Annotated in this window: 27 protein-coding genes; 9 read left to right on the plus strand and 18 right to left on the minus strand. The window is 67.4% G+C overall.

The window, feature by feature from the left end:
• From dnaA to ACSQ86_RS00035, 7 genes are all read left to right on the plus strand, one after another.
• Positions 1–1,380: chromosomal replication initiator protein DnaA (gene dnaA, locus ACSQ86_RS00005; protein WP_093107053.1), on the plus strand; the 1,380-nt coding region annotated here is incomplete at its 5' end.
• Between the two features lie 269 nt (positions 1,381–1,649).
• The gene (dnaN, locus tag ACSQ86_RS00010) at positions 1,650–2,756 is read left to right on the plus strand and encodes a DNA polymerase III subunit beta (protein WP_436308253.1); all 1,107 of its coding nucleotides are present in this window, start codon (positions 1,650–1,652) and stop codon (positions 2,754–2,756) included.
• A gap of 132 nt (positions 2,757–2,888) precedes the next feature.
• Entirely contained in the window at positions 2,889–5,513 is a 2,625-nt protein-coding gene (gene gyrB / locus ACSQ86_RS00015) for a DNA topoisomerase (ATP-hydrolyzing) subunit B (RefSeq protein ID WP_436306226.1), read from the plus strand.
• A 162-nt stretch (positions 5,514–5,675) separates the two neighbouring features.
• On the plus strand, positions 5,676–6,173 hold the full coding sequence (locus ACSQ86_RS00020; protein ID WP_436308254.1) for a hypothetical protein: 498 nt from the start codon (positions 5,676–5,678) through the stop codon (positions 6,171–6,173).
• Between the two features lie 108 nt (positions 6,174–6,281).
• On the plus strand, positions 6,282–6,746 hold the full coding sequence (locus ACSQ86_RS00025) for a hypothetical protein (protein ID WP_436302230.1): 465 nt from the start codon (positions 6,282–6,284) through the stop codon (positions 6,744–6,746).
• Positions 6,743–7,054 carry a hypothetical protein gene (locus ACSQ86_RS00030; RefSeq protein WP_244503867.1) on the plus strand — a complete coding sequence of 104 codons (312 nt, stop codon included), beginning with the start codon at positions 6,743–6,745 and terminating at the stop codon, positions 7,052–7,054. The genes ACSQ86_RS00025 and ACSQ86_RS00030 overlap by 4 nt, the downstream gene beginning before the upstream one ends.
• 92 nt (positions 7,055–7,146) lie before the next feature.
• The gene (locus tag ACSQ86_RS00035) at positions 7,147–8,331 is read left to right on the plus strand and encodes a metallophosphoesterase (protein WP_436308255.1); all 1,185 of its coding nucleotides are present in this window, start codon (positions 7,147–7,149) and stop codon (positions 8,329–8,331) included.
• Here ACSQ86_RS00035 and ACSQ86_RS00040 read toward each other — a convergent pair.
• The 7 genes from ACSQ86_RS00040 to ACSQ86_RS00070 all read right to left on the minus strand — a co-directional run bounded on the left by ACSQ86_RS00040 (position 8,300) and on the right by ACSQ86_RS00070 (position 13,044).
• Entirely contained in the window at positions 8,300–8,746 is a 447-nt protein-coding gene (locus ACSQ86_RS00040) for a PaaI family thioesterase (protein ID WP_436308256.1), read from the minus strand. The two genes, ACSQ86_RS00035 and ACSQ86_RS00040, sit on opposite strands and share 32 nt — an antisense overlap.
• Positions 8,743–9,168 carry a MerR family transcriptional regulator gene (locus ACSQ86_RS00045; protein ID WP_436308257.1) on the minus strand — a complete coding sequence of 142 codons (426 nt, stop codon included), beginning with the start codon at positions 9,166–9,168 and terminating at the stop codon, positions 8,743–8,745. Before ACSQ86_RS00045 ends, ACSQ86_RS00040 begins: the two co-directional genes overlap by 4 nt.
• 56 nt (positions 9,169–9,224) lie before the next feature.
• Positions 9,225–9,713, minus strand: coding sequence for a polyhydroxyalkanoate granule-associated phasin (locus tag ACSQ86_RS00050; protein WP_436302234.1), 489 nt, complete (start codon positions 9,711–9,713; stop codon positions 9,225–9,227).
• Between the two features lie 253 nt (positions 9,714–9,966).
• Entirely contained in the window at positions 9,967–10,125 is a 159-nt protein-coding gene (locus ACSQ86_RS00055; RefSeq protein WP_436308258.1) for a hypothetical protein, read from the minus strand.
• Positions 10,122–11,084: a lysylphosphatidylglycerol synthase domain-containing protein gene (locus ACSQ86_RS00060; protein WP_093107039.1), complete on the minus strand. Its 963-nt coding sequence runs from the start codon at positions 11,082–11,084 to the stop codon at positions 10,122–10,124. The genes ACSQ86_RS00055 and ACSQ86_RS00060 overlap by 4 nt, the downstream gene beginning before the upstream one ends.
• A complete protein-coding gene (gene clsB, locus ACSQ86_RS00065) occupies positions 11,081–12,313 on the minus strand; it encodes a cardiolipin synthase ClsB (RefSeq protein WP_436308259.1) in 1,233 nt (410 codons plus the stop codon). Before clsB ends, ACSQ86_RS00060 begins: the two co-directional genes overlap by 4 nt.
• A gap of 2 nt (positions 12,314–12,315) precedes the next feature.
• On the minus strand, positions 12,316–13,044 hold the full coding sequence (locus ACSQ86_RS00070) for an endonuclease/exonuclease/phosphatase family protein (protein ID WP_436310238.1): 729 nt from the start codon (positions 13,042–13,044) through the stop codon (positions 12,316–12,318).
• A 251-nt stretch (positions 13,045–13,295) separates the two neighbouring features.
• On the opposite strand from ACSQ86_RS00070, the gene ACSQ86_RS00075 reads away from it, so the two are divergent.
• Entirely contained in the window at positions 13,296–13,652 is a 357-nt protein-coding gene (locus ACSQ86_RS00075) for a serine/threonine protein kinase (RefSeq protein WP_436294823.1), read from the plus strand.
• A 63-nt stretch (positions 13,653–13,715) separates the two neighbouring features.
• Here the strand turns inward: ACSQ86_RS00075 and ACSQ86_RS00080 are convergent, their stop codons facing one another.
• The 7 genes from ACSQ86_RS00080 to ACSQ86_RS00110 all read right to left on the minus strand — a co-directional run bounded on the left by ACSQ86_RS00080 (position 13,716) and on the right by ACSQ86_RS00110 (position 20,563).
• A complete protein-coding gene (locus tag ACSQ86_RS00080) occupies positions 13,716–14,264 on the minus strand; it encodes a Spy/CpxP family protein refolding chaperone (RefSeq protein ID WP_436302237.1) in 549 nt (182 codons plus the stop codon).
• A gap of 283 nt (positions 14,265–14,547) precedes the next feature.
• Entirely contained in the window at positions 14,548–15,447 is a 900-nt protein-coding gene (locus tag ACSQ86_RS00085; protein WP_093107027.1) for a pirin family protein, read from the minus strand.
• Positions 15,448–15,479: 32 nt separating this feature from the next.
• Positions 15,480–16,226: an aspartate/glutamate racemase family protein gene (locus ACSQ86_RS00090; protein WP_093107024.1), complete on the minus strand. Its 747-nt coding sequence runs from the start codon at positions 16,224–16,226 to the stop codon at positions 15,480–15,482.
• Positions 16,226–17,116, minus strand: coding sequence for an ABC transporter permease (locus ACSQ86_RS00095; protein WP_436294819.1), 891 nt, complete (start codon positions 17,114–17,116; stop codon positions 16,226–16,228). Before ACSQ86_RS00095 ends, ACSQ86_RS00090 begins: the two co-directional genes overlap by 1 nt.
• Before the next feature lies 1 nt (position 17,117).
• On the minus strand, positions 17,118–18,020 hold the full coding sequence (locus ACSQ86_RS00100; RefSeq protein ID WP_436302239.1) for an ABC transporter permease: 903 nt from the start codon (positions 18,018–18,020) through the stop codon (positions 17,118–17,120).
• A 106-nt stretch (positions 18,021–18,126) separates the two neighbouring features.
• Complete coding sequence (locus tag ACSQ86_RS00105) at positions 18,127–19,401, minus strand: ABC transporter substrate-binding protein (protein ID WP_436308260.1); 1,275 nt, start codon at positions 19,399–19,401, stop codon at positions 18,127–18,129.
• 52 nt (positions 19,402–19,453) lie between these two features.
• Positions 19,454–20,563 carry an ABC transporter ATP-binding protein gene (locus ACSQ86_RS00110; RefSeq protein ID WP_436308261.1) on the minus strand — a complete coding sequence of 370 codons (1,110 nt, stop codon included), beginning with the start codon at positions 20,561–20,563 and terminating at the stop codon, positions 19,454–19,456.
• 20 nt (positions 20,564–20,583) lie between these two features.
• Here ACSQ86_RS00110 and ACSQ86_RS00115 point away from each other — a divergent pair, with 20 nt between their 5' ends.
• Positions 20,584–20,913 (plus strand): Fic family protein, encoded by a 330-nt coding sequence (locus tag ACSQ86_RS00115; protein ID WP_436310239.1) that lies wholly within the window; start codon positions 20,584–20,586, stop codon positions 20,911–20,913.
• 18 nt (positions 20,914–20,931) lie between these two features.
• On the opposite strand, the gene ACSQ86_RS00120 is transcribed toward ACSQ86_RS00115, so the two are convergent.
• Genes ACSQ86_RS00120 through ACSQ86_RS00135 form a run of 4 tightly spaced genes read right to left on the minus strand, consistent with a single transcriptional unit; the run spans position 20,932 to position 25,797 of the window.
• Positions 20,932–22,203 (minus strand): biosynthetic peptidoglycan transglycosylase, encoded by a 1,272-nt coding sequence (locus tag ACSQ86_RS00120; protein ID WP_436308262.1) that lies wholly within the window; start codon positions 22,201–22,203, stop codon positions 20,932–20,934.
• A gap of 10 nt (positions 22,204–22,213) precedes the next feature.
• Positions 22,214–22,789, minus strand: coding sequence for a hypothetical protein (locus ACSQ86_RS00125; protein WP_436308263.1), 576 nt, complete (start codon positions 22,787–22,789; stop codon positions 22,214–22,216).
• On the minus strand, positions 22,767–23,702 hold the full coding sequence (xrtQ, locus tag ACSQ86_RS00130) for an exosortase Q (protein WP_436308264.1): 936 nt from the start codon (positions 23,700–23,702) through the stop codon (positions 22,767–22,769). The genes ACSQ86_RS00125 and xrtQ overlap by 23 nt, the downstream gene beginning before the upstream one ends.
• Before the next feature lie 10 nt (positions 23,703–23,712).
• A complete protein-coding gene (locus ACSQ86_RS00135; protein ID WP_436302244.1) occupies positions 23,713–25,797 on the minus strand; it encodes a VIT and vWA domain-containing protein in 2,085 nt (694 codons plus the stop codon).
• Positions 25,798–25,875 lie beyond the last annotated feature (78 nt).

Genomic DNA, 25,875 nt, shown 5'->3' on the forward strand with positions numbered 1-25,875 from the left:
ATGCCGAGTGACGGCGTCGGTGACAGCCTCTGGCAGGCCTGCGTCGACCAGCTCGCGCAGGAGCTGTCCGAACAGCAGTTCAACACCTGGATCAAGCCGCTGACCGCGAGGGTCGCGGACGATCTTTCACGGGTCACGGTCTTCGTCGCCAACCGCTTCAAGCTCGACTGGATCCGGGCCCAGTACGCCGGCAAGATCGCCTCCATGGCCGAGAAGCTCTATGGCCAGCCGGTGATCATCGAGTTAGCGCTCGCTCCTCGAGAAATCGTTGCCAGGCCTGTATCGATGGCCATCGTCTCCGAAACGGATGTGCCGCGCGACGTGGCCGGCCCGGGTGAGGACCTGAGCGGCACCGCATTCAAGAACAGGCTGAACTCCGGCCTCACCTTCGACACGCTGGTCGAAGGCACAGCCAACCGGATGGCGCGCGCAGCGGCGATGCACGTGGCCGGCATGCCCGGCCATCTTTACAACCCGCTTTTCATCTACGGCGGGGTCGGCCTGGGCAAGACCCACCTGATGCATGCGGTGGGCAACCGGCTCCTGTCCGACCGGCCGGACGCCAAAGTTCTCTACATCCATGCGGAGCAATTCGTTTCGGATGTGGTCAAAGCCTATCAGCGCAAGACTTTCGACGAGTTCAAGGAGCGCTATCACTCGCTCGACCTGCTCTTGATCGACGACGTCCAGTTCTTCGCCAACAAGGACCGGACGCAGGAGGAATTCTTCAACGCCTTCGAAGCCCTGCTCGCCAAGAAGTCGCACATCGTCATGACGAGCGACACCTATCCCAAGGGCCTGGCGGACATCCATGAGCGGCTGGTCTCGCGTTTCGATTCCGGCCTCACGGTCGCGATCGAGCCGCCCGAGCTCGAGATGCGCGTGGCGATCCTGATCAACAAGGCGCGCGCCGAAAGCGCCGAGATGCCCGAGGAAGTGGCCTTCTTCGTCGCCAAGAACGTCCGCTCCAACGTGCGCGAGCTTGAAGGCGCGCTGCGCAAGATCCTCGCCTACTCGCGCTTCAACCAGAAAGAAATTTCGATCGCGCTCGCACGCGAAGCATTGCGTGACTTGCTCTCGATCCAGAATCGGCAGATCTCGGTCGAGAACATCCAGAAGACGGTGGCCGACTACTACAAGATCAAGGTCGCCGACATGTATTCGAAGAAGCGCCCGGCATCGATCGCCCGGCCGCGCCAGATCGCCATGTACCTGGCCAAGGAACTGACCCAGAAGAGCCTGCCGGAGATCGGCGAACTGTTCGGCGGCCGCGATCACACGACGGTGCTGCACGCGGTGCGAAAGATCTCGGGCGAGCGCCAGCAGCTCACCGAGCTCAATCAGCAGCTGCACGTGCTGGAGCAAACCCTCAAGGGCTGAGGAATGAGCGTCATCGCAGATTCACGAAAGCCTGTCAAAGGACAACTCTGGGGACAGTTTCGGCACAAGCGGGTGCTTGTCCACAGCCGCGGTGCGCACCGCGAAGTTGTCCGCCTTTGCGCGACAGCAGCGAAGCGCGGCTGCACACAGCCAGCCGGCTCACGCAAGTGCCTGTCGCAAAAGCGGAAAATCGCCCTGTCCACAGCTGAGGGCATCCCTTATCTACTACTACTAAGTTGAATTAAAGAAATAAGGAAGAGGTAAGACACATGATCGTATTGAAGGCAACACAAGACAAAGTCCTCGCCGCGCTGCAATCGGTGGCGGGCATCGTGGAGCGGCGCCACACGCTGCCGATCCTGGCCAATGTGCTGATCCGCAAGACCGCCGGCAACCTGCAGCTGACCACCAGCGACCTCGAGATCCAGATCCGCACCCATGCCGAACTCGGCGGGGACGAAGGCAACTTCACCACCACCATCGGCGCACGCAAGCTGATCGACATCCTGCGCACCATGCCGGCCGACCAGACAGTGAGTCTCGAGTCGAGCGCGAGCAAGCTGGTGCTCAAGGGCGGCAAGAGCCGCTTCACGCTCCAATCGTTGCCGGCCGAAGACTTCCCGCTGGTGCAGGAATCGGCCAACTTCGGCCCGGTGTTCAGCGTGCCGCAGAAGACGCTGAAAGACCTGCTGAGCCAGGTCTCGTTTGCGATGGCGGTGCATGACATCCGCTACTACCTCAACGGCATCCTTTTCGTGGCCGAGGGCAAGCAGCTGAGCCTGGTGGCCACCGACGGCCACCGCCTGGCCTTCGCATCGGCCATGCTCGACGTCGAGGTGCCGCGCCAGGAAGTCATCCTGCCGCGCAAGACCGTGCTCGAGATGCAGCGCCTGCTGTCGGACGCCGAAGGCGCGATCGAGATGCAGTTCGCGAACAACCAGGCCAAGTTCAGCTTCGGCGGCATGGAGTTCGTCACCAAGCTGGTCGAAGGCAAGTTCCCCGACTACAACCGCGTGATCCCCAAGACCCACAAGAACAGCGTGACTCTGGGCCGTGCGCCGCTCCTGGCCAGCCTGCAGCGCACTGCGATCCTGACCAGCGAGAAGTTCAAGGGCGTGCGGCTCAACATCGAGCCCGGCACCCTGCGCATCGCGTCGAACAACGCCGAGCAGGAAGAAGCGCAGGACGAGCTCGACATCGACTACGGCGGCGACGCCATCGAAATCGGCTTCAACGTGACCTACCTGATCGATGCGCTGGCCAACATGGGCCAGGACATGGTGAAGCTGGACCTCGCCGATTCCAACAGCTCGGTGCTGATGACGATTCCCGACAACGCGTCGTTCAAGTACGTCGTGATGCCGATGAGGATTTAGCACACCCCAGGCTTGCCCACTTCGTGTGGCCTCCAACCCCCTTGCAGGGGGCAATACCAGCGGGCCGGCAAAGCCGGTTCCGCGGTATTCCTGGAATGGCGCAACAAGCGCCGAGAGATAGAGAGAAGGATCCTGATGAGCGAAGAAAACAAGCCGGAAGTGCCGCACACCGAGCCGGTTTACACCCCCGAGATCGACAGCGCGATCCCGATCGAAGTGACACCGATCGCGGACAACTCCTACGGCGAAGGCTCCATCACGATCCTCGAAGGCCTGGAAGCCGTGCGCAAGCGCCCCGGCATGTACATCGGCGATACCTCCGACGGCACCGGCCTGCACCACCTCGTGTTCGAAGTGGTCGACAACTCGATCGACGAAGCGCTGGCGGGGTACTGCGACGACATCGTCGTGACCATCCATACCGACAACTCGATCTCGGTGGTCGACAACGGCCGCGGCATCCCGACCGGCGTGAAGATGGACGACAAGCACGAGCCCAAGCGCTCGGCGGCGGAGATCGCGCTCACCGAGCTGCACGCCGGCGGCAAGTTCAACCAGAACAGCTACAAGGTCTCGGGCGGCCTGCACGGCGTCGGCGTGAGCTGCGTGAACGCGCTCAGCAAGATGCTGCGCCTCACGGTGCGGCGCGAGGGCAAGGTGCACACGCTGGAGTTCAGCAAAGGCTTCGTGCAAAACCGCATCGTCGAGACGGTGAACGGCGTCGAGGTGTCACCGATGAAGATCACGGGCGATACCGAGAAGCGCGGCACCGAGGTGCACTTCCTGCCCGACGACGAAATCTTCAAGGAAAACGCCGACTTCCACTACGAGATCCTCAGCAAGCGCCTGCGCGAACTGAGCTTCCTGAACAACGGCGTGCGCATCCGCCTGCTCGACGAGCGCACCGGCAAGGAAGACGATTTCTCCGGTGCCGGTGGCGTCAAGGGCTTCGTCGAATTCATCAACAAGGGCAAGACGGTCCTGCATCCCAACGTGTTCTACGCGATGGGCGAGAAGCCGGCCGACACCTATGGCGGCATTCCGGGCACGCACATCGGCGTCGAGGTCGCGATGCAGTGGAACAGCGGCTACAACGAGCAGGTGCTGTGCTTCACCAACAACATTCCGCAGCGTGACGGCGGCACCCACCTGACCGGCCTGCGCGCCGCGATGACGCGCGTCATCAACAAGTACATCGAAGAGAACGAGTTCGCCAAGAAGGCCAAGGTCGAAGTCACCGGCGACGACATGCGCGAAGGCCTGTGCTGCGTGCTCAGCGTGAAGGTGCCCGAACCCAAGTTCTCGAGCCAGACGAAGGACAAGCTGGTGTCGAGCGAGGTGCGCGCGCCGGTGGAAGACATCGTCGGGCGGCTCCTCACCGACTACCTGCAGGAGCGCCCGAACGACGCCAAGATCATCTGCGGCAAGATCGTCGACGCCGCGCGGGCGCGCGAAGCGGCCCGCAAGGCGCGCGAGATGACGCGGCGCAAGGGCGTGCTTGACGGCATGGGCCTGCCTGGCAAGCTGGCCGACTGCCAGGAAAAGGACCCGGCGCTGTGCGAGGTGTACCTGGTGGAGGGCGACTCCGCCGGCGGCTCCGCCAAGCAGGGCCGCGACCGGAAGTTCCAGGCCATCCTGCCCTTGCGCGGCAAGATCCTGAACGTCGAGAAGGCGCGCTACGAGAAGCTGCTGACCAGCAACGAAATCCTCACCATGATCACCGCGCTCGGCACCGGCATCGGCCGGGCCGGCGCGACGAGTGCGGGCGGCGGCGCCGACGACTTCAACGTCGCGAAGCTGCGCTACCACCGCATCATCATCATGACCGACGCCGACGTCGATGGCGCCCACATCCGCACGCTGCTGTTGACCTTCTTCTACCGGCAGATGCCCGAGCTGGTCGAGCGCGGCCACATCTACATCGCGCAGCCGCCGCTCTACAAAGTGAAGGTCGGCAAGGAAGAGCAGTACCTGAAGGACGGGCCGGCGCTCGATGCCTTCCTGCTCAAGGTCGCGCTCAAGGATGCCAGCGTCGAAACCGGTGGCGAGAAGCCGACCACTCTGAGCGGCGACACGCTGGCCGAGCTGGCACGCAAGCACCAGTTGGCCGAAGCGGTCATTGCACGCCTGGGCGTGTTCCTCGATGCGGCGGCCCTGCGTGCCATCGCCGATGGCGTGTCGCTGGATCTCGATACCACGGCCAGCGCCGAGGCTTCAGCCGTGGCGCTGCAGAACAAGCTGCGCGAACTCGACGCCACGGGCGTCCCCGCCGAGGTGGCCAGCGAGTTCGACGTGCGCACCGACAAGCCGCTCCTGCGCATCAGCCGCCGCCATCACGGCAACATCAAGAGCAGCGTGATCACGCAGGATTTCGTGCACGGCGCCGATTACGCGGCGCTGGCCGCTGCCGCCCAGACATTCCGGGGCCTGCTGGGCGAAGGGGCCGTGGTCAAGCGCGGCGAGGGCGACCGGGCCAAGGAAGAAAAGGTCAACGACTTCCGCGAGGCCGTGCGCTGGCTGATCGGCCAGGCCGAAAACGCCACCGCGCGCCAGCGCTACAAGGGCCTGGGCGAGATGAATCCCCAGCAGCTGTGGGAAACCACCATGGACCCGGCCGTGCGCCGGCTGCTGCGCGTGCAGATCGACGACGCGATCGAAGCCGACCGCGTGTTCACGATGCTGATGGGCGACGAGGTCGAGCCGCGCCGCGAGTTCATCGAGCAGAACGCGCTGCGGGCGTCGAACATCGACGTGTAATTGCGAACCCGGCTCAAGCCGGTTCGTGAAATACCGCATGCCGAGCCGCCCGCCGAGGCCGCTGCGCCGCGCCAATCCTCGTAAACGCTATACCTAGCCCGACTCTTGCTAAGCAAAATTCCGGCGGATTGACGCCGTTTTTTGGAGCGAGGACAGCAAGCGATGAAAGCAACCCGGTTTTGGTGGCCCACGGTGGCTCTGGCTTTCTTTGGTGCATGGACTTCGGCGCACGCACTGACGACGAACCCGCCCATCCGCATGGCGCAGGGCATCGAATACATGTGCGGCGGAAAAAGCAGCGCGGAGGCGGCGTTCATGCGCATGGTCTCGCCGCGCTGGGCGGCGACGCTGGAGTTCTCGGTCAACCGTGCCAAAACGGGCGAAGTACCGGCCGACGTGAAGGTGGTGGTGCGCGAACGCTATTCGGGCCGGCCGGTGATGGAGGCCGTTTCGAGCGCTCCCTTCATGCTGGCGCGGCTCGACCCCGGCGCCTACGAGGTCGAGGCCACGCTGGCCGGGATCACGCTGCAGCAGCCGCTGATCGTGTTCAACGGAATGGCGTCCCGCGCTGCCTTCGTCTGGCCATCCAACGTCGATTTCGCCGCGGCGACCGGGCAGCTCATGCCGGAACAACAAGCCGCAGCCCGCACCAGCGACTGAGAGTCCTCGCAGATTCAGCTTCGCCTAAGTCTTGCCGCCCATAGTCCGGGCGTGGAGTGCAGATGCCTGGCCTCCATCGATCTCATCAACCCGAGCAAGGACACGGCAATGAAGAACACAACCCGGATCTGGCGGCCCGTGGCCGCCCTGGCAATCGGTGGCGCGTCGCTTTTCGGTGCACTGGCGGCGCAGGCGGCCTACAACCCGCCGATCCGCATGACGAACGGCATCGAGTACATGAGCGGCGGCATCAGCAGCGACGAGGCGGCGCTGATGCAAAGCGTCGCGCCGCGATGGCCGGCGACCTTCGAATTCGCAATCAAGGACGGCACGCGCGCGGATTTCGCGGCCGACGTCTCCGTGTCGGTGCGCGATGCCGCCGGCCGCGACGTGCTGGCGCATGTGACGGCCGAAGGCCCGTTCATGGTGGCGCGGCTCGAGCCCGGGCGCTATGAGGTGGAAGCCACGCTGGCCGGCCGGACGCTGAAGCAGGCGGTCGAGATCCGCGCCGGCAGCCCGACCCGCACCCTCTTCCTGTGGCCCGCAGGCACGGACGTGAGCGCGCATTCGTGATTCCGCGGATCCTCGAGAGCCGGGGCCTTTCGGCGCACATCCTGCCGACCTCGGCCACGATGATTGGCGTGTGCATGACGGTGCTGTCGATCGGCCACCTGCGTCCCGACGGCCACTCGCGCGTGCTGATCGACAAGCTGCTGGCCTTCGACGCGCTGATCTTCCTGGCGAGCGCGGTGCTGTCCTTCGTGTCGATGCGTTCCCGGCGCGAAGGACCGCGCCATGAGCGCCGTGCGGAACTGCTGTTTCTGGCCGGCCTCGCGATCCTGGCATTGGGCGCGGTCGCGATCGCCTTTGCCATCGACTGAGGCGCCATTTTCTTTGCTGGCACGCGCCTTGAATGTGAAGGCGGCGGCGCCCACATGCGGTGTCCGCACTGTGCGCACTCTTCAAGGCCTCGATGCCGCTCCCGCCCCTGATTCTTCTCACCACGCTGCTGCACGCCTATATCGGCCTGCGGCTGCTGCCGGCGCTCGCCTTGCTCGCCGGCGCCTGGCCGGTGCTGCTGGCGGCGCTGGTGCTCTCGGCCGCGACCATGCCACTGCCCTTTGTCGGTGCACGCTCCGCAGGCCGGGCGCCGCTGGCCGATGGGTGGAAATGGCTGGGCCTCCTCTGCATGGGATGGTTTTCGTCGATGTTCGTGCTCACGATGGCGCGTGACGCCGGCCTGCTGCTGACCTGGCTCGCCACCGCCCTCGGCGGCTGGGCCATCGATTGGCCGCGCGGGCAGGCCTGGAGCGCGGCGGCGGTGCCGCTGCTGGCGACGCTGATCTCGCTGATCGGCTTCTTCAACGCGCGGCGCACCGCCGGCGTGGTGCGGGTCGATGTGCCGATCCGCGACCTGCCCTCCGGGCTGGACGGCTTCACGATCGCCCAGCTCAGCGACATCCACGTCGGGCCGACCATCCGGCGCGGCTACATCCAGCGCATCGTCGATGCGGTCAATGCGCTGGGCGCGGACATGATCGCGATCACGGGCGACCTGGTCGACGGCACGGTGGCCGAGCTGCGCGAGCATGTCGCGCCGCTCGCCGGCCTGCGCGCGCGGCACGGCACCTTCGTGGTGACCGGCAACCACGAGTACTACGCGGGCGCACAGGCATGGATCGACGAACTGCGCCGCCTGGGCCTGCGCGTGCTGCTCAACGAGCACGTGGTGCTGCAGACGCGCAATGTGCGGGGCGCGCAGACCGACGAGGAGGTGCTCGACAGCGCGCTGGTGGTGGCCGGCGTGACCGACTACACCGCCGCGCATTTCGATGCTGCGCATGCGAGCGATCCGCAGCGCGCGCTGCACGATGCGCCGCCGCTGGTGCGCACGCGCCTGCTGCTCGCGCACCAGCCGCGCAGCGCGCCGGCCGCGGCCGAAGCCGGCTACCAGCTGCAGCTTTCGGGCCACACGCACGGCGGCCAGTTCTTTCCGTGGAACCTGTTCGTGCCGCTGCAGCAGCCTTTCACGGCCGGGCTGCACCGGCTGCGCGAGATGTGGGTCTACACCAGCCGCGGCACCGGCTACTGGGGACCGCCCAAGCGCTTCGGCGCGCCTTCCGAAATCACCCTGCTGCGGCTGGTACCGGCGGCTTGATGTTGCGCGCCGTGCCCAGGAGCGTGGCACAGAGGCGTTCCTCCCCGTTCTCGCCAATGGCGTAGACCTCGGCCGCGCACACGGTGAGCAGCTGGCCGGCGCTCACCACGCGGCCGCGTGCGCGCACCGCGCGGCCCACAGCGGGTGCGACGAGCTTCAGCGTGGCGTCGACGGTCGCGTTGCTCCAGCCGTCAGGCAGCACGGAAGCGGCGGCGGACACCGCGGCGAAATCGGCGACCGCGAAGACCGGCGTCGCCTGAAGCTGGCCCGGCCTGAAGGTGAGCGGCTCGGTGATGGGCAGTTCGACTTCGATCTGTCCCGGTGCGAGTTGCGTGAAGCGCAGGCCTAGTGTGCGCGCCATCGGCATCGCGAGCACGGCCTGTTCGATCCGTTGAAGCTGAGGTGTGCGGGTCATCTCTTGTCCTTCGAGGAGGATGTGGTGGAGGTCTTGGGCCAGGGTGCTTTCTTCTTCGCCGCTGCCGGCGGCTTGCGCCGTTGCGCGCGCAGCCAGGCGGCGTGTTCGATCACCTGCGCGCGCAGGGCCTGCAGCTCGGCGATCTGCGCGTCCAGCGCGGCCACGCGTTCCTCCAGCGCATCGGTCATCCGCGTGATGCTGAGGCGGCCCGTACGATAGGCCGGCAGCAGCTCGGCGATCGCCGGAAGCGAGAAGCCGATGCGGCGCGCCATCGCGATGAACACCACTTCGCGTCGCATCGATTCAGGGTAATCGCGGTAGCCCGAATCGGTGCGTGCCGGCAGCAGCAGGCCGAGCCGCTCGTAGTGGCGCAGCGCGTGCACCGTGACGCCGGCGCGTTGGGCGAGTTCCGAGATCCGCATCGGCCCAAGGCTAGCAAGCCTCGCGTTGCACGAAGCTTGGAGCGGGCCGATTTTTTTCAGCCGGCGAGCCGTCGCGCGTTCGAGGTGGCCTTGGCGTGGATGGGCTTGAGCCCGCGTTGTGCGATGCGCGCGCCGGCGCTCGACAGCTGGGTCAGCGTGGCGGCGGAGCGGGCAGCGGCGCCGGCGAGCGCCCGGCCGTGTGTCTCGATCTGCGTCGGCGTGGTGCTGGTGCTGAGCGAAAAAAGCGCAACGGCGCCGCCCAGCCAGTGCTTGACGGCGCGGTTGACGAGCGCGAACTGGGTGCTGTGCAGCTGGTTCGCCATGGCCGCGCCCGATTCGCTCGCTGCCGCGAGTTTCTCGTGGCCCATGAGCTGCATTTCCGCCAGGTCCTCGGCACTGGGCGAGAGCCCGGCGCGGGCGATGCGTTCGGTGCGCAGCTGGATCACCGAGCCGGAAGACAGCAGCATCTCGTGGGTCTTGAAGGCGACGTCGACCCACAGCATGAGCGGATTGAAGAAGCGGGAAGAAGAGAAGCTGGGCGACATGGACGTTCTGCGTGGAAAGGTCCACCGACTATAGGCCTATCGACTGCTGCGTGCTGCACTGCAGCAACCGTTGAGCGAATATTTCCTACCTTTTGTCACGGCGAGCTTCTCCTGTCCGCTGCAGAGCGCGGAGGCGCTCTCCCTTGCCGCTTCCGCCTTCGAAGATCGCAATGCCGCCATCAGGAAGCCGAACCCGGGCGAGAACTTCGTGCGGGTGCGCTATCTGCTATCTGTACCGCTTCTGAGCCCTGTCTCAGGCGAGGCATTCGCCGGCTCGCTCAAGATCGGCCAGCCATTGCGCGTAGGCCGATTCGCGTTCGGCTGGATCGCCGCGCAGCAGTGCCGACGGATGCAGCGTGACCAGCACCGGAAGCTCGCGCAGGCCGGTGTGCCAGCGGCCGCGTTCGCTCATGCAGGCCCTCTTGGGCGCGACGCCCGCAGGCGCTTGGCGTGCAGCTCGGTGACTGCATAGGCCACGGTGGCGATGGCGAGCGGCAGCAGATAGTAGATGGCGCGATAGGCGAGCAGCGCGCCGAGCAGCCGGCTCTGCGGAAACTGGTGCGCGAGCAGCGCGACGAAGACGGCTTCGAGCACGCCCAGGCCGGCCGGCACGTGGGTGATGACGCCCGCCACGGCGCCGACCAGCAGCACGCCGAGCACGTGCGGGTAGGGCAGTTGCCGCTGCAGCAGGAACCAGATCACGCCGCCGATCAGCGACCAGTTGATGCAGGACATCACGAGCTGCAGCAGCGCCATGCCCAGCGCCGGCGTCTCCAGCTCGTGGCCGCGGATGTTCCAGACATGCTCGCGCGCGATCGCGCACAGCGCCAGGTAGGCCGCGGCCAGCAGCAGCAGGGTGGCGCCGAGGATGCGCAGGCCGCCCTCTCCGATCTTCCAGTCGGGCGGCAGCGTCATCGGCCAGAAACAGAAGGCAGCGCCCGCGACCACCAGGTAGCCGAGCCAGTTGGTCAGCATGCTGAAGCCGAGTACCCGCGTGATGGTGATGCCGCCCAGGCCCAGGCGCGAATAGAGGCGGTAGCGGAAGGCCACGCCGCCGATCAGCGCGCCGAGGTTGAGGTTGAAGGCATAGCTGATGAAGGTGACGCCCATCACCGAGCCGGTGCCCAGCGTGTGGCCCGTCATGTGGCGCCCCAGCAGGTCGTAGCTGCTGTAGAGCGTGAAGCTGCAGGCGGCGAGGGCGGCCGCGGCGAGCAGCATCGGCAGCGGGATCTGGCCGACCGATTCGAAGACCTCGTCCCAGTCGATGGCGCGCGCCTGCCGCAGCAGCAGCCAGGCGACCAGGCCGAGGAAGACCCAGCTGCCGATCCGCTTCGCCCAGACCCACCAGGCGTGGCGTCGCGAGGGGTTCACGCCGTGTCCGTCTGCGTCGCGCCGCCGCCGCGCGGCGCGGGCGCTTCGAGGGGATGGAGTCGCGGCGCGTGGCGCGGCAGCCAGCCGACCCAGGATGGATACCAGCGCAGCAGGTGGAAGAGGAAGAAGCTGCGCACCAGGCGCCAGCCGCTCCATTCGGTGAGATCCGAGGTCTGGATCTGCTGGCAGTGGTCGCGCATCAGGCGATCGAGCCGCTCCGACATGAGCTGGTTGAAAGCCCGGTCGCGCACGACCACGTTCGCTTCCAGGTTCAGCGACAGGCTCAGCGGGTCCAGATTGCTGGATCCGACCGTGCTCCACTGTTCGTCCGCCAGCGCGACCTTGCCGTGCAGCGGGCGCTCGCAGTATTCGTAGATGCGCACGCCGGCGTGCAGCAGGTGGTGATACAGCATGCTGGCTGCCGTCTTGACGATCGGCATGTCGGGCTCGCCTTGCAGAATCAGCCGCACGTCGACGCCGCGCCGCGCCGCGCGCCGCATCTCCTTGATCAGCCGGTAGCCCGGGAAGAAATAGGCATTGGCGATCACGATGCGCTGCCGGGCGCTGCGGATGGCGGCGCGGTAGTGGCGCTCGATGTCGTTGGTGTGGCGGCGGTTGTCGCGGGTGACGAACTGCACCTCGGCATCGCCGGCCGGCGCGTTATCGTGCGGCGCGGCGGCGCGCAGGCGGCGCCTGAACCAGCCACGCCCCTTGCCTCCGATCGCGATCGCGCGCAGCACGAAGCGGTGGATCTCGGTGACGATCGGGCCCGCGAGTTCGACCGCGTAGTCCTGCTTCGCCTTCGGGCCGAAGTCCATCACGTGGTCGGCGGAGAAGTTGATGCCGCCGACGAAGGCGCGCGTGCCGTCGACCACCATGATCTTGCGATGCATGCGCCGGAAGACATTGAGCCGCTGGCCGAGGAAGCGCTGGCCTGGATCGAAGACGCGCACCTTGACGCCCGCCGAGGTCAGCCCCTCGATGAATTCATCGGAAAGATCGGGCGAGCCGAAACCGTCGACCATGAGGTCGACCTTCACGCCGCGTTGCGCCGCCGCCCGCAAGGCGCCATGGAGCTCCTTGCCGACCTTGTCCTCGAACAGGATGAAGGTCTCGATGATCACTTCGCGCTGCGCGTGGCGGATGGCGTCGAACACGCGTGGGAAGAACTGCTCGCCGTTCTCGAGCAGCTCGACGCGATTGCCCCCGACCCAGCGATTGCCCATCATGGTCACAGCTCGATCTCTGCCACCAGCGGCGCGTGGTCCGACAGGTGCGACCAGGGCTTGCGCGGCAGCACCACCGGTGCGTGCACGCCGGCATTGCGCACGTAGATGCGGTCCAGCGGGAGCAGCGGAAAGCGCGCGGGGAAGGTCTTCGCCGCGCTGCCGTTGGCCTGCACGAACACCTCCCGCAGCGACGCGCCCTGTTCGAGGATCTCGTGCGCGCGGCCGCGCCAGTCGTTGAAGTCGCCGGCCACGATCAGCGGCGCATCGGCCGGCACCTCGTCGCGCACGATATGGCACAGCAGCTCCAGTTGCTGCAGCCGGTGGCCTTCGGCCAGGCCCAGGTGGGCGCAGATCACGTGCACGTCGACCGGCCGGCCGGGCAGGCGCAGCACGCAATGCAGGAGCCCGCGCTTCTCGGGGCCCACGATCGACACGTCGTGGTTCTTGAAATGGATGATCGGAAACTTCGACAGCACGGCATTGCCGTGATGCCCCTTGGGATAGACCGCGTTGCGGCCGTAAGCGAACTGCGGCCACATGGTGTCGGCCAGGAATTCGTAGTGCGGTGCCTCCGGCCAGTTGTCGACCTTGCGGGAATGGCGCGAATGGGTCCCCAGCACCTCCTGCAGGAATACCACGTCGGCACCCACCGTGCGCACCGCCTCGCGCAGCTCCGGCAGGATGAACTTGCGGTTGAGCGCCGTGAAGCCTTTGTGGGTGTTCACGGTCATGACCTTGAGGGAGGTGGGCGATGCCGTCACGCCGGCCGAAGGGGAAGAGGGCTTCACATGTGCAGTTGTAAGCCGAGGTACCCATGGCGGCTGTAGGAACTTGCGCCGGCCTGCGCCCGGCGCGGGTCAACTCCTACAGGCAGGCCTGCCGCATCCCCACACGGGGCTGCCTTGGGTGCTCCTACGCTGGATCCGGAGTCTTGATGAAGAAGGGGCTCACATTCGTTGAACTCGAGAGACAAGGAGTCATCATGAAGCAAAGTTTCATCGCCACCACGCTTCTCGCCGGCCTGATGGGCTTGGCCGGCGTCGCCGTCGCGCAGAGCACCGCGACCCAGCGGCCCGACGGAAGCGAACCGGCTTCGCGCGACGCCGTGAGGGCCGAGGCGCGCGCCCACAACCGCAACAACGCCAACAACCCGGTGCCCAAGGGCGAGGCGACCACCACCGTGAACAGCCAGCCCAACGCGATGCCGCAGCCGACCGGCGAGCAAACGCGCATGGACGTGAGTCAACAGGCGCGCAAGGTCAAGCCGCGCTTTGGGGAGAGGGGTGAGCGGCCTGAAGTTCCGACCAACCCGACCGACAAGACCGGCACGCCGCAGTAAGGTGCGAGTCGACCACGAAAAAGCCCGCATCGCTGCGGGCTTTTTTATGGGCCGGTGTCGGGCTCAGCTCTTGGCGGCTTCGCCATGGCCATGGTGGTGATGGCCGTGTCCGCGATGGCCGAAGCGCATGCCTTCCGCATCGAAGGTCTTTTGCTGCTCGGGCGTAAGCGCCGCATAGAAGCTGCGCGTGGCATCGATGCGCTTGGCGAACATCGCGCTGCGTTCGGCGTGGCGCGTCTGCATCAGATCCAGGCGCTGCGGCGTCGTCATCTTGGCCAGCTCGGCGCGATCGGGACGGGCTTGTCCTGCCTTGCGGGCCGGCGGCTGTTGCGCCGTCGCGAAGCTGCTCCAGGCGCCTTCCTGCGCCGGGGTGAGCTGGAGCTTCTGCTTCAGCGCGGCCAGGCGCTCGGCGCGATGGGCTTGCATGCGCTCGAAGCGCTGGGCCCGGTCCATGCGCTTGGCTTGCGCCGGGGCCTTGGAGGCGTCCACCTTTGCCTCAGCAGCCGGCGGCGCCGGCGCCGCGAGGGGCGCCTGGGCGAAAGCGGCGGAGGAGGCGAAAGTGGCCGAGGCAAGCAGGCCGGCCAGGAGAAGGCTTTGGCGAGACGAAATCATGAGAGTGCTTCCTTTCGAAGAAGCCCGCCGCCGATGGGCAGCAGGTGAGAGGGAGTGTCGACGCGCTCTGTATCCCGGCCGTGAGCTCAGCGTTGTGCCTGCGTAAAGAAAAATTTCGGCGCGTACCGAGGCGGGGGCTCTATTTGGGCCGCGGAGGCGCCAGGCCGGCATCGGGCACCTCGCCTGGCCCTTGCGGACTTCGGTCATGCGGCAGATGTAGGCAGCCGCCGCGCATCGGTCCCGCGCCGCCACGGCCGAAATACCGTAGGCGCGCGACTACAGTTCAGCTCAGCTTGCCGTTTTGGAAATCGTGCACGGCCTGCATCACCTGTTCGCGCGTGTTCATGACGAAGGGGCCGTACTGCGCGATCGGCTCGTGCAAGGGCTTGCCCGCGATCAGCAGCGCGCGCGCCGGGCTGTGGTTGGAGGCGGGCGCACGCAGCAGCACGCCGTCGCTTTCGGGGTCGTTGGCGAGGATCGCCATGCGCTTGGTAGGGATCTCGCTGCTCCCAATAAAGAGCGATTCGCGAAACACGTGGAGCAACGCATTGCGGTCAGGCGCCAGCGGCTGGGCGAACTCGGTGCCGGGCGGCAGCGTGAGATCGAGGTAGAGCGGCTCGGTGTGCTCGCGCTGCACCGCGCCCTGGATGCCATGGCTTTCGCCCGCGATCACGCGCACGTGCACGCCCGCGGGTGTGGTGAACGCGGGAATCTCGTCGCTCTGAATGTCGCGGTACCAGGGCTTGCGCATCTTGTCCTTGGACGGCAAGTTGAGCCAGAGCTGGAAGCCTTCCATCAGCCCTTCTTCCTGCTCGGGCAGCTCGCTGTGCACCAGGCCGCGGCCGGCCGTCATCCACTGCACGCCGCCGTTTTCCAGCAGGCCTTCATGGCCCTCGCTGTCGCGGTGTCGCATGCGGCCCGCGATCATGTAAGTCACTGTTTCGAAGCCGCGGTGCGGGTGGCTCGGAAAGCCGCCGATGTAGTCGCCCGGGTTGTCGCTGCCGAAGGCGTCGAGCATCAGGTAGGGATCGAGCCGCTGCTGCAGCGTCTGGTTCAGCACGCGCGTGAGCTTGACGCCGTCGCCATCGCTGGTGGAGACGCCGGCGACGATCTGGTCGATGCCGCGCGGGCTGGCCAGCGCGGCAGGTTCGACGGCATGGGTGGTGGTCTTGGAGGTGCTCATGCAACCCATGGTGGCACGGAGCGGAGACCGCGTCAGGGGTGGGGCTGCCGCCCGTTCAGCGCCTCGAGCTCCCAGGACACGCCCTGCCAAGCCACCTCGGGGCCGGCCGCCCGCGGCCCGGCTGCTGCGCGCCCGGCCTCGATCGCCCAGCGCGCGCCTGCGCTCACGCTGTCGATCAAAGGCACTGCAAGCTCGGGCGCGATGGCGGCGGCCATGCCGGCCAGCCCGGCACCACCCAGGATCACGGCCTGCGCGTCGAAACGCGCTGCCGCCTCGCGGCAGGCTTCGGCCAGCAGCGCGTGGGCGCCTGCCGGGTCGGCGGCGAGCTCGGCGCCGCTCGCAGCCACCGTGTGGATGCCGGCGAGCGAGGGCGCGTGACCGAGCGCCAGGGCCAGGCGCTCGAGCATCGGCCGCCAGCGCTCGCCGCCCGTCACGACGGCGAAGCGCCCGTGCCGGGCCGCGGCCGCGAAGGCCGCTTCCGCGAGGCTGCCAACCGGGACGCTGCAGGCCTCGCGCAGGGCGAACAGGCCCGGATCGCCGAAGCAGCCGATCAGCACCGCGTCGGGCCGCTCGCCGCGCGCCAGCGCTGCGGCCCAGGCATCGAGCACCGCGTGCTGCGCCACCGCGTAGCTGGCCTCGCTGGCGATGTAGGGCGCGCCGAAGCGGGCGGTGACGGTGTGCACCTTCAAGGCCGGGCTCACTTCGTTCTGCACGTGGCGCTGCAGCAGCGCGCTCACCGTCGCCGAGGTGTTGGGATTGATGACGAGGAGGCGGGGCATCAGCGCCGCCGTGTAGCGCGCCGGCGCAGCCAGGCGGCGGAACCGAGCGCAAGCGCCATCACCATGAAGGAGACCACGGTGGTGACCGTGCCGAGCGCGTAGATCGATGGCGTGGTGACGGTCGAGGTCAGGCCCTGGAGTTCGAGCGGCAGCGTGTTGACGTCGCCGATGGCCTGCGAGGTGCGCGCGATCTCGTCCCACGAAAGCGTGAAGCCGAACATGCCGATGCCGACCACGGACGGTCCGATCAATGGCAGCACCACATGGCAGAAGCTTTGCCAGGGGGTGGCGCCGAGGTCGCGCGCAGCTTCCTCGAAAGCCGGGTTGAAGCGGTTGAAGACCGCGAACATGATCAGCAGGCCGAAGGGCAGCGTCCACGTCAGGTGCGCGCCGAGCGCCGAGCTGAGCAGGCCCAGTGCGGTGCCGTAGTTCTCGAGCATGCCATCGGCCCCCGCGGCCGCGAGCGCACCCTTGATGCCGCTGTCCAGCAGCCGGAACTGCAGCCCGATGCCCAGCGACACGATGATCGAGGGCATGATCAGGCTCGCGACCGTGACGAAGAACAGCGCGTTGCCGCCCGCGAGCTTCTTGCGGAAGGCGAGGCCCGCGAGCACCGAGAGCACGACGGTGAACAGCATCACCACCGCGCCCAGCATCAGCGAGCGCCGGAAAGCCGCGCCGATGTCGACCGTGCCCAGGCCCTCGGCGAGCTTGTAGAACCAGTGCAGCGAGACGCCGCGCAGCGGAAAGGTCAGGCCGCCTTCGGGGCCCTGGAAGCTCAGCACGAAGATCGTGATCATCGGGCCGTAGAGAAAGAGCACGAAGAGCGCGAAGACGATCGCCAGCGGCCAGAAGCCTGCGCTGCGCTGCTCGCCGATCCTTGCGCTCACGTCAGAGCTCCTTGCGGATATCGACCAGGCGCGTCAGGCCCCAGATGATCATCAGCACCACCGCCAGCAGGATCATCGCGTTGGCCGCCGCGAGCGGGAACTGCAGGTAGGAGGTCTGCACCTGGATGATCTTGCCGATCGAGGCGATCTGCTGGCCGCCCATCACGCCGATGGTCACGAAGTCGCCCATCACGATGGTGATGACGAAGATCGAGCCGATCAGGATGCCGGTTCGCGAGAGCGGCACGATCACGTTCCAAAGCGTCTGCCAGCCGGAGGCGCCGGCGTCGCTCGCGGCCTCGAGCAGCGAGCGGTCGATGCGCATCATCGAGTTGAAGATCGGCACGATCATGAACATCGTGTAGAGATGCACGAAGGCCAGCACCACCGAGAAGTTCGAGAACAGCAGCCACTCGACGGGCGCGTCGACCAGGCCCAGCCCCACCAGGCCCTGGTTGACGAGCCCGTTGCGCCCGAGCAGCGGCACCCACGAGATCATGCGGATCACGTTCGAGGTCCAGAAGGGCACGGTGCACAGCACGAAGAGCAGGGTCTGCATGCCCGGCGAGCGCACGTGGAAGGCCAGGAAGTAGGCGACCGCGAAGCCGATGACAAGCGTGATGCCCCAGACCAGGAGACAGAACTTGAGCGTGCTCAGGTAGGTGGAGAGCGTGACGCAGAAGTCGCCGTTGTCCGTGAGGTGCGAGCAGCCTTCGAAGATGCTCGCGTAGTTGCGCAGCGTGATTGCAGGAATCAGCTCGTACTCGTTGAAGTTCCAGAGGCTGACCATCGCGATCAGCGCCAGCGGGATCAGGAAGAAGAGCAGGAAGACCAGCGCGAAGGGCGCAGCCTGCCACCAAGGCTTGATGGCCTGAATGCTCGTTGCAGTTGCCGATGGGTTCATGGTTTTGTTCCCTCTCCCTCTGGGAGAGGGCTAGGGCGAGGGCAGGTGATGGGCGCTGCTTGCCCTCACCCCCGCCCTCTCCCAGAGGGAGAGGGAGTCAAACCCCTCACGCTGCAACGAACTCGTTCCATTTCCTCACCATGTACTCGTTCTCGTCCATCACTGCGTTCCAGCACGCGATGCCGCCCATGCGCTGCTCGTAGCTGCCGCCGTCGCGCACCGAGCCGGTCTTGGCCAGCAGGTCGCCGTTGGGGCTCTTGATGTCCTGCGTGGCGGGCTTGCCTTCCATCCAGTAGGCCCACTCGTAGGACTCCATCTTGGCCTTGGCGGTCTCGAGCACGGCGCTGTAGTAGCCCTGGCGGTTGAGATACGCGCCGGCCCAGCCGTCGAGGAACCAGTTGATGAACTCGTAGGCGCCGTCGAGCTTCTTGCCCGAGAGCGTGGCCGGCAGGCCGAAGCCGGCGGCCCAGGCGCGGTAGCCCTCCTTGAGCGGCTGGAAGTTGCAGGCGATGCCCTTGGTGCGCACGGCCGTCACGGCGGGCGACCACATCGACTGGATCACGACCTCGCCCGAGGCCATCAGGTTGACCGACTCGTTGAAGTCCTTCCACAGTGCCCGGAACTGCCCGGCCTTCTTGGCTTCGATCAAGGTCTTGATCGTCAGGTCGATCTCCGCCTTGGTCATGTTGCCCTTGTCGGCGTATTTGTGGATGCCCTTGGACTCCACCACCATCGCCGCGTCCATGATGCCGATGGAGGGGATGTTCAGGATCGCGGCCTTGCCCTTGAACTCGGGGTTCAGCAGCTCGGCCCAGGATTCGATCGGGCGCTTGATCAGGTCGGGGCGGATGCCCAGCGTGTCGGCGTTGTAGACGGTCGGGATCAGCGACATGAACTGGGTCGGCGACTTCGCGAACACCTTGCTCTTCTCGCCCTCGAGAAAGATCACCTTCTTGGGCGCGGTGCCCTGGTCGCCCACTTTCTTGCCGGCCACTTCGCCCTTGGTGAAGAGCGAGGTGATCTTGTCGGCGTTCTTGATCTTCTTGGTGTCGATGCCCTTCAGGTTGCCGGTGGGCACGATCTTCTTGAGCGAGAAGTACTCGGTGTCGATCAGGTCGAAGCTGTTGGGCGCAGTGACGGCGCGCTTGGTGACGTCGTCGGTGGTGACGGCCACGTACTGGATCTCGATGCCGGTGTCGGCCTTGAACTTCTCGGCGATCGCCTTGTCCTGGTTGACGGCGGTGCCGAGGTAGCGCAGCACGATCTTCTCCTGCGCGTGGATGGCGGGGAACACGCCGGCCGCCAGGATGCCCGCGGTGCCCTGGAGCAGGGTGCGGCGCTGTACGCCCTTGTTGGTGGATGAATCGATCGGTTCGGACATGGTTTGGCTCCTGATGGTGCGGTGATGAATCTGGACAAATGAGCGGCGGCGATCAGGCCGCCATCGCCGCGAGTGCGGACAGGGGCGCAGGCCGCGACACCGGCCCGGCGGGCGGTTCGCCCTTGGGGCGGACGGCGCCGGGGCCCAGGGGACGCGCATCGGCCGGCGACCAAGAAAGGCACACGCCGTCGCCGACCGCATAGGGATGCATGCCGAAGGCCTTCTCCGACAACAGCACCGAGACGCCGCTGCGCTCCGGCGCCACGCCCGTGAGCCTGAGGCCCATCAGCACGTAGGTGCCCTGGTATTCGACGTCCGTCACGTGGGCTGCGAGGCCGGCTTCGCCGTTGGCGCCGGCGGGCGCGATCTGCATGTGGTCGTTGCGCACCGCGATCAGTCCCTCGGGGGTGTCCAGCACGTTGTGGCCCCCCATGAAGCGCGCGACGAATTCGCTGGCCGGATGGTTGTAGACCTGGTGCGGCGAGCCGACCTGCTCGATCAGCCCGTGGTTCATCACCACCATGGTGTCGGCCAGCGCCATCGCCTCCTCCTGCGAGTGCGTGACATGGATGAAGGTGAGGCCCAGCTCCTTCTGCCAGCGCCGGAGTTCGGCGCGCATCTGGATGCGAAGAAAAGGGTCGAGTGCCGACAGCGGCTCGTCGAGCAGCAGCACGCGCGGCTCGGTGATGAGCGCCCGCGCCAGCGCCACGCGCTGCTGCTGGCCGCCCGAGAGCTCGCCCGGCTTGCGCTCGGCCAGGTGCCCCATGGCGACGCGCTCGAGCAGGTTCGCCGCCCGCTTGTGGCGCTCCGTCTTGGAGACGCCCTTCATCTTGAGGCTGAAGGCCGCGTTGTCGAGCGCCGAGAGGTGCGGAAACAGCGCGAAGCTCTGGAACATCATCGCAGTGCCGCGCGCCGCGGCGGGCAGGTTGGTGATGTTGCGGTTGTCCAGCAAGATGTCGCCGCCGGACACCGACTCGTGCCCCGCGACCATGCGCAGCGTGGTGCTCTTGCCGCAGCCCGAGGGGCCGAGCAGGCAGCAGTAGCTGCCGCTGGCGATGCGCAGATCGATCTGGTCCACCGCCGGCGGTGCGCCGGAGGCATAGCGCTTGGAGAGCGCGACGATTTCAACGGCTGCGGGCGGGAGGGCGGTGACAGCATCCATTGATGCCGACTTCGCAAGACATGTGCCAGCGGCCCCAGGTCTTCGCAGAACGCCCGTGCGCCGACTTGGTGCGCCGGTCATCGCGGCCATTGCGGCCAAGCACGGCGCCGGATGAAATGGCCGTGAGCTTCCACCACCGGCTGGTATCGATCCATGCCTTCCCCAACGGCAACGGACGCCATGCGCGCCTGATGGCCGATGAGCTGGTGCTGCGGCTTGCCCGTCCGCGCTTCACCTGGGGCAGCAACTCGCTGGTTGGAAGCGGCGACGCGCGCACCCGTTACCTCGACGCGCTGCGGGCCGCCGATGCGGGCGAGGTGGCGCCCTTGCTCCGGTTCGCGCGAAGCTGAGCGTTACAGCGGGTCGCTTCAGGGTGGTGCAAAGCGCGCGTTGGCCACGTTCCGGATCAGCGCCTCGCGCTGGAGCCGCGTGATGCCGCGCAAGCCCTCGGCCACCGACTTGGCGCGTTCGCCGTCGATCCTGCCGTCGCGCTGCCACTTCTCGACCGCCAGGCCCGGGTTGTTCAGCATCGCGGCCAGCCAGACCGCCTGGGCCGGCTCGAGGTTGCGCGCGCTGCGCTTGAAGTAGCGGCGCGCGGCGGCCTCGGCGCCGCAGAGATTGGGGCCCCAGGGCGCGTTGTCGAGGTAGAGCTGCAGGATGCGCGCCTTGCCCAGGGTCTGCTCCATCTCGACCGCATAGAGCAGCTCGCGCAGCTTGCGCTCGGCGCTGCGCTCGCCGCCGGTCGCGACCAGTCGCGCGAGTTGCTGCGTGAGCGTGCTGCCGCCGCGCTCCACCTGGCCGGCCTTCTGGTTGGCTTCGATCGAGGCGGTGAGCTCGGCCAGGTCGTAGCCGGGGTGGGTGAAGAAGCGCTGGTCCTCCGCCGCGATCACGGCGCGCGCGAGCCAGCTGTCGTTGGCCAGCCGCGCGGGCGCGCCGCAGCTGCTGCGGGCGTTGAGCATGGCCTCGGTGCCCAGGCCCTCGACCGTGAACTGCTCGATGCGCGGATGCAGCGAGAAGCTGCCGGCCGGCAGGTCGACCTGCGCGCGCAGGGCCAGCGTGCCGCCGATGCGGGCGCGCTGCAGCTCGGGCAGGCCGGGCGCCAGCACCGTGTACCAGCGCGCGATCGGCGCCTCGGGCGCATCGATGTGGAGCTGCAGGGTCTTCTGCGTGAGCCGGCCGTCCCAGCGAGCGCGCAGCACGTTGTCGCCTGCGACGGTGGACACTGTGGTCGCGGCCGGCGCCGCTTCGAGCATGCCGTTGAGCGAACCGGCATCGCGCCGTGCCGTGATGCGCAGGCTGTCGAGCCGGATCGGCGCGCTGCCGAGCGCCGGCACCGAGGCGCTGCAGGGCTCGCAGCGCAGTTCGAGCGTGGTGGTGGGCTCGTTCCAGCCGAAGCGGATGACGCCATGGCGCGTGTCGAGCGAACGGCCGTCGAGCCAGGGCGCGAACCACGAGGAGGTGGCGAGGCGGATCGCCGTGGGAACGCCGACGTTGAGGCTGAAGGGGCCCGTCTTGACGCGGGTCGGCCACTCGTCGGGGCCGGGCGCCAGCGCCAGTTTCACGACCAGGTAGATGGCCACCGCGGCCGTCAGCACCAGCGCCAGAAACGCAAAAAACAGGTAGAGCAGCGCTTTCTTCAAGAAATGTCTCTCACTCGATCGGTCTTGCCAGGGTCACAGCCTGCCAGGGTCCGTGGGATCGGCCGCTCGCTGCGGCCCAGTACCAGGCTGAAGTGTCGGTGAAAGCCGTGCCTTCGGCGTCCACGATGCGCTCGCAAACGCGCAACTTTTGCGCGCCGGGGCCCTCGGTGACGAAACAACGCCACAGTCGGGCCTGGGCATCGCGCGAAAGGAGCGTCTGCTCGATGCGATAGCCGAGCGCGCGGTAGCAGTCGGCGGCCGGGTGCAGCATGCGGGTGGGCGCGTTGACCTCGCGCAGCACCAGCGTCTGTCGGCCGTCGGTCAGGCGTGCGATGGCGCCGGGAAAGCGCTCGGCAAAGCGCTGCTCGACCTCGCTCAGGGCCAGCGGGCGCAGCGCGGCGCCGTCCCATTGGCTGGGCCACTCGTGAAAGGCCGCGGCCATGGCCGGCGCGGCCTGCGGACGCAGCGCGAAGGCGGCCGACCAGAGGAGGCACAGGCCCATGACGAAGGCGAAGACCGCCTTGTGCGCGATGCGGTTGACGAAACGGTTGGCGAAGCAGCGTTCAAGAAAGAGCGGTGTCGACACGGCGACCTCCTGCGGAAGTGATCAGACCGGGGATGGCGGCGGGGACGAAGCGCTCCTGCGGCCGGCGCGCCGGTGCCATCGCCCACGCGATGCCGCCGCACACCAGCGCGAGCACGGCCAGGCCGAGCGCCTCGTGCAGCCAGGGCGCGAGCGCGAGGCCCGCACCTTCGAAGCCGACCAGCACGCTGTTGCGCAGGATGTTGCCGGTCAGCACCAGCAGGCCCACGGCCGGCAGCCGGCCCAGGAAGCCGCGGTCGCCGCGCCGGGCCCAGAGGGCCACCGCGCAGGCCGTGAAGTAGCCGAGCCAGACCATCTGCACGCCGGAGCAGGGTGCGTCGACGATCACCAGCCGGCCTTCGACGAGAAGGCTGGTGCCCTCGCGAGCCATGCTGAAACCCGGCGCCAGCAGCCAGCGGCTGGCCTCGGCCGTGATCACGCGCAGCGGGTAGCCGGCATAGAACTGCAGCGATGAGAGCAGCGGCAGTGCGAGCACCGCCAGGCCGACGACCGGCAGGGCTGCGACGCGCCTGGGCAAGAAGGCCAGCAGGCCTGCGGCCAGCGCCAGCACGGCGATCAGGCCGGCGGCGAGCGGCGGCAGCGCCGGCATCACGCCGGGCCCGGTGCGCAGCAAGGTCGCGGCCAGCGTGCCGGCGCTGGCCAGCGCGAGCCAGCCGAGCCGGGGCGCGGCGCGCAGCGAATGCCGAAGCCTCCAGGCCAGCACGGCCAGCGCCGCGAGCGCGAGCAGACCGAGCGGATCGTCGGAGCCGTCGCGCAGGCGTCGGGCCATCCAGAGCCAGGTCGGCGTCAGCGCAGCGGCCTGCAGCGCCAGCCAGGCGGCGGCCGGTGCGCGGTCGAGTTGGATGCCCCAGTCGAAGACGCGGGGATGGGTTTGGGCGAGCTGAGCGAGGGTCATGTCGCGGTCCTCAAGCTGTGTACCGGCGTGCGTCGTGGCGGCGTGCGCGGCGGCGCAGCATGGCCAGCATGGAGAGCACGACCGCGATCGCGCCCAGGGTTTCGGGTTCGGGCGTGCTCGGCACTGCGGCGCCCAGGCTCTGGCCCTGGCCCAGCGCCAGTTCGCTCACGCCCTTGGGCAACGGCTGCGGCTGGTCGACGCTCGTGGCGTCTTGTGGCGCCATGTTGCGCACCACCTTGTCGACCGCGATGAAGCTGGTGTACTGCGTGAGCAGGCCGTAGCGCAGGCCGAGATCGGTGATGCGCTGCTTGAAGGCGTCGCCGCCTTCCAGCGCTTCCTGGTCGCTCAGGCTCGCGATGCGGTGGCGAGCCCAGAGGCTGCGCAGCGCGGCGGCATCCTGGCGCGTCGCGTCGTCGATGCGCACTTCCTGGCGGTACGGGCCGTCGGCGCTTTGGCCCTCGATGATGACGCGGCCCTTGGCTTCGCCGCGCCACTTGCCGAACACGATCACTGGGCGTTCACCGAGCACGTCGGGCAGCGCCTGCGGCTCCACGTCGTACACGTCGAGGCCGCCGAAGGTGGCTTTCACATTGGTGAGCACCGGCGACTCGACCATGCGGCGGAAGCGCGCCGCCTGCTCCGGTGCCTGGATCGGGTCGGTGATGATGAAGGGCTCGCCCATGCCGGCGCGGGCCAGGCCTTCCATCAGGTGCCGGTTGACCGAGCTGCCGATGCCGAAGGCGAAGACGTTGGCACGGCCGAGGTTCTTGCGCACCAGCTCGAAGGCTTCGCGCTCGACCGTCACGTAGCCGTCCGTCACGACCACCACGGTGCGCGACACGTTCTCGGCCTTGGGCTCGGCATAGACGCGCTTCAGCGCCGGGATCAGCTCGGTGCTGCCGCTGCCGTTGTAGTTCTTGATGGTGGACAACGCCTGCTCGATGTTGGCACGCGTCGCGGGCACCGATTGCGGCGAGAGCATCCTGTTGCTGCCCGAGAACAGCAGCACGTTGAAGGTGTCGCTGGGACGCAGCCCGCCGATCAGTCTTTCGAGGACGACCTTGGCCGTGTCGAGCGGGAAGCCGTGCATCGAGCCCGAGATGTCGACCACGAAGATGTAGTCGCGCGGCGAGATCGCATTGGCCGCGACCGACTTGGGCGGCTCGACCATCGCGAGGAAGAAGTTCTCCGCGCCATTCCCGTCATTGCCGCCTTGGCCCCTGTAGAGCATGAGGCCCGACTCGATCTTCTCGCCGGCGAGCCGGTAGTCGAGCACGAAGTCGCGGTTGTTGGCGGGCTCGCCGCTCTGCGCAAGTGCGACGTCGGCGTGCTGGTTGTCGTTGTTCTTGCGGATGTCGATCGCGTGCGTGGCCGAGCGGATTTCCTTGATGCCGAGTGGCGTGTCGAGCGCGACCTTCAGTTTGAACGCGGTGTTCGGCGCCACGCCTTCGCGCAGCGTCGGCTGCGCCACCCACTTCGCATCCCTGTTCTGCGACTGCGGGCTGTTGTAGCGCGGCCCCACCACCGTCGGAAACACGAACTGGTAGTTGCCCGCCTGCGGCACCAGCAGTTCGGTGTAGCGCAGCTCCACCTTGACGTCGTCGCCCGGCAGGATGTTCGCGACGTTCATCTGGAACACGTTGGGCAGGTGCTGCTCCAGCAGCGCGGCGGTCTTGCCTTCCTTCTTCGCGTTGTCGTAGTCGATGCGCGCCTGCTGCTTCTCGCGGATCTGCGCGGTGATCAGGCGGTCGGCGAGCCGCACGTTGAGGCCGCCGACCGCGGCCTTGGTCGAACCCGGGAACACGTACTTCGCCTCGATCGCGCGCGAACCCTCGTTGCGGTAGGTCTGCGTGACGCGAACGTCGGCGATCACGCCCGAGATCTTCACGTCGACCTCGGTGTTCTTGAGCGGCAGGCGGTCGATCGAAGGGTCGTCGCTCTTGACGAAGAAGTAGGGGCTCTCGGTCGCGAGGCGCGGGCCGGTCGCTTCCTGCGCATGCAGCGGCCGGGCGACGAGCAGCAAGAAGCAAGTGCTTGCGAGACCCAGCGTCGCGAGCCAGAGCCAGCGGCCGGGACGGGTTGTGGTGGCTTCCATGGTGGTGATCCGGTGGTCGTGCAACGGTGCACGGCAGCCACTGTCGAGTGCGGACTCGAAGACAGTTGGAAGCCTGTT

It is taken from the genome of Variovorax sp. LjRoot130, assembly GCF_964253755.1.
GTDB lineage: Bacteria > Pseudomonadota > Gammaproteobacteria > Burkholderiales > Burkholderiaceae_C > Variovorax.

Bases quoted from the DNA above. Each gene is read 5' to 3' on its own strand.
- dnaN (WP_436308253.1), top strand. From the start codon at position 1,650: ATGATCGTATTGAAGGCAACACAAGACAAAGTCCTCGCCGCGCTGCAA.
- ACSQ86_RS00020 (WP_436308254.1), top strand. From the start codon at position 5,676: ATGAAAGCAACCCGGTTTTGGTGGCCCACGGTGGCTCTGGCTTTCTTT.
- ACSQ86_RS00025 (WP_436302230.1), top strand. From the start codon at position 6,282: ATGAAGAACACAACCCGGATCTGGCGGCCCGTGGCCGCCCTGGCAATC.
- ACSQ86_RS00035 (WP_436308255.1), top strand. From the start codon at position 7,147: ATGCCGCTCCCGCCCCTGATTCTTCTCACCACGCTGCTGCACGCCTAT.
- ACSQ86_RS00040 (WP_436308256.1), bottom strand. From the start codon at position 8,746: ATGACCCGCACACCTCAGCTTCAACGGATCGAACAGGCCGTGCTCGCG.
- ACSQ86_RS00045 (WP_436308257.1), bottom strand. From the start codon at position 9,168: ATGCGGATCTCGGAACTCGCCCAACGCGCCGGCGTCACGGTGCACGCG.
- ACSQ86_RS00050 (WP_436302234.1), bottom strand. From the start codon at position 9,713: ATGTCGCCCAGCTTCTCTTCTTCCCGCTTCTTCAATCCGCTCATGCTG.
- ACSQ86_RS00055 (WP_436308258.1), bottom strand. From the start codon at position 10,125: ATGAGCGAACGCGGCCGCTGGCACACCGGCCTGCGCGAGCTTCCGGTG.
- clsB (WP_436308259.1), bottom strand. From the start codon at position 12,313: ATGATGGGCAATCGCTGGGTCGGGGGCAATCGCGTCGAGCTGCTCGAG.
- ACSQ86_RS00070 (WP_436310238.1), bottom strand. From the start codon at position 13,044: ATGACCGTGAACACCCACAAAGGCTTCACGGCGCTCAACCGCAAGTTC.
- ACSQ86_RS00075 (WP_436294823.1), top strand. From the start codon at position 13,296: ATGAAGCAAAGTTTCATCGCCACCACGCTTCTCGCCGGCCTGATGGGC.
- ACSQ86_RS00080 (WP_436302237.1), bottom strand. From the start codon at position 14,264: ATGATTTCGTCTCGCCAAAGCCTTCTCCTGGCCGGCCTGCTTGCCTCG.
- ACSQ86_RS00085 (WP_093107027.1), bottom strand. From the start codon at position 15,447: ATGAGCACCTCCAAGACCACCACCCATGCCGTCGAACCTGCCGCGCTG.
- ACSQ86_RS00090 (WP_093107024.1), bottom strand. From the start codon at position 16,226: ATGCCCCGCCTCCTCGTCATCAATCCCAACACCTCGGCGACGGTGAGC.
- ACSQ86_RS00100 (WP_436302239.1), bottom strand. From the start codon at position 18,020: ATGAACCCATCGGCAACTGCAACGAGCATTCAGGCCATCAAGCCTTGG.
- ACSQ86_RS00105 (WP_436308260.1), bottom strand. From the start codon at position 19,401: ATGTCCGAACCGATCGATTCATCCACCAACAAGGGCGTACAGCGCCGC.
- ACSQ86_RS00110 (WP_436308261.1), bottom strand. From the start codon at position 20,563: ATGGATGCTGTCACCGCCCTCCCGCCCGCAGCCGTTGAAATCGTCGCG.
- ACSQ86_RS00115 (WP_436310239.1), top strand. From the start codon at position 20,584: ATGTGCCAGCGGCCCCAGGTCTTCGCAGAACGCCCGTGCGCCGACTTG.
- xrtQ (WP_436308264.1), bottom strand. From the start codon at position 23,702: ATGACCCTCGCTCAGCTCGCCCAAACCCATCCCCGCGTCTTCGACTGG.
- ACSQ86_RS00135 (WP_436302244.1), bottom strand. From the start codon at position 25,797: ATGGAAGCCACCACAACCCGTCCCGGCCGCTGGCTCTGGCTCGCGACG.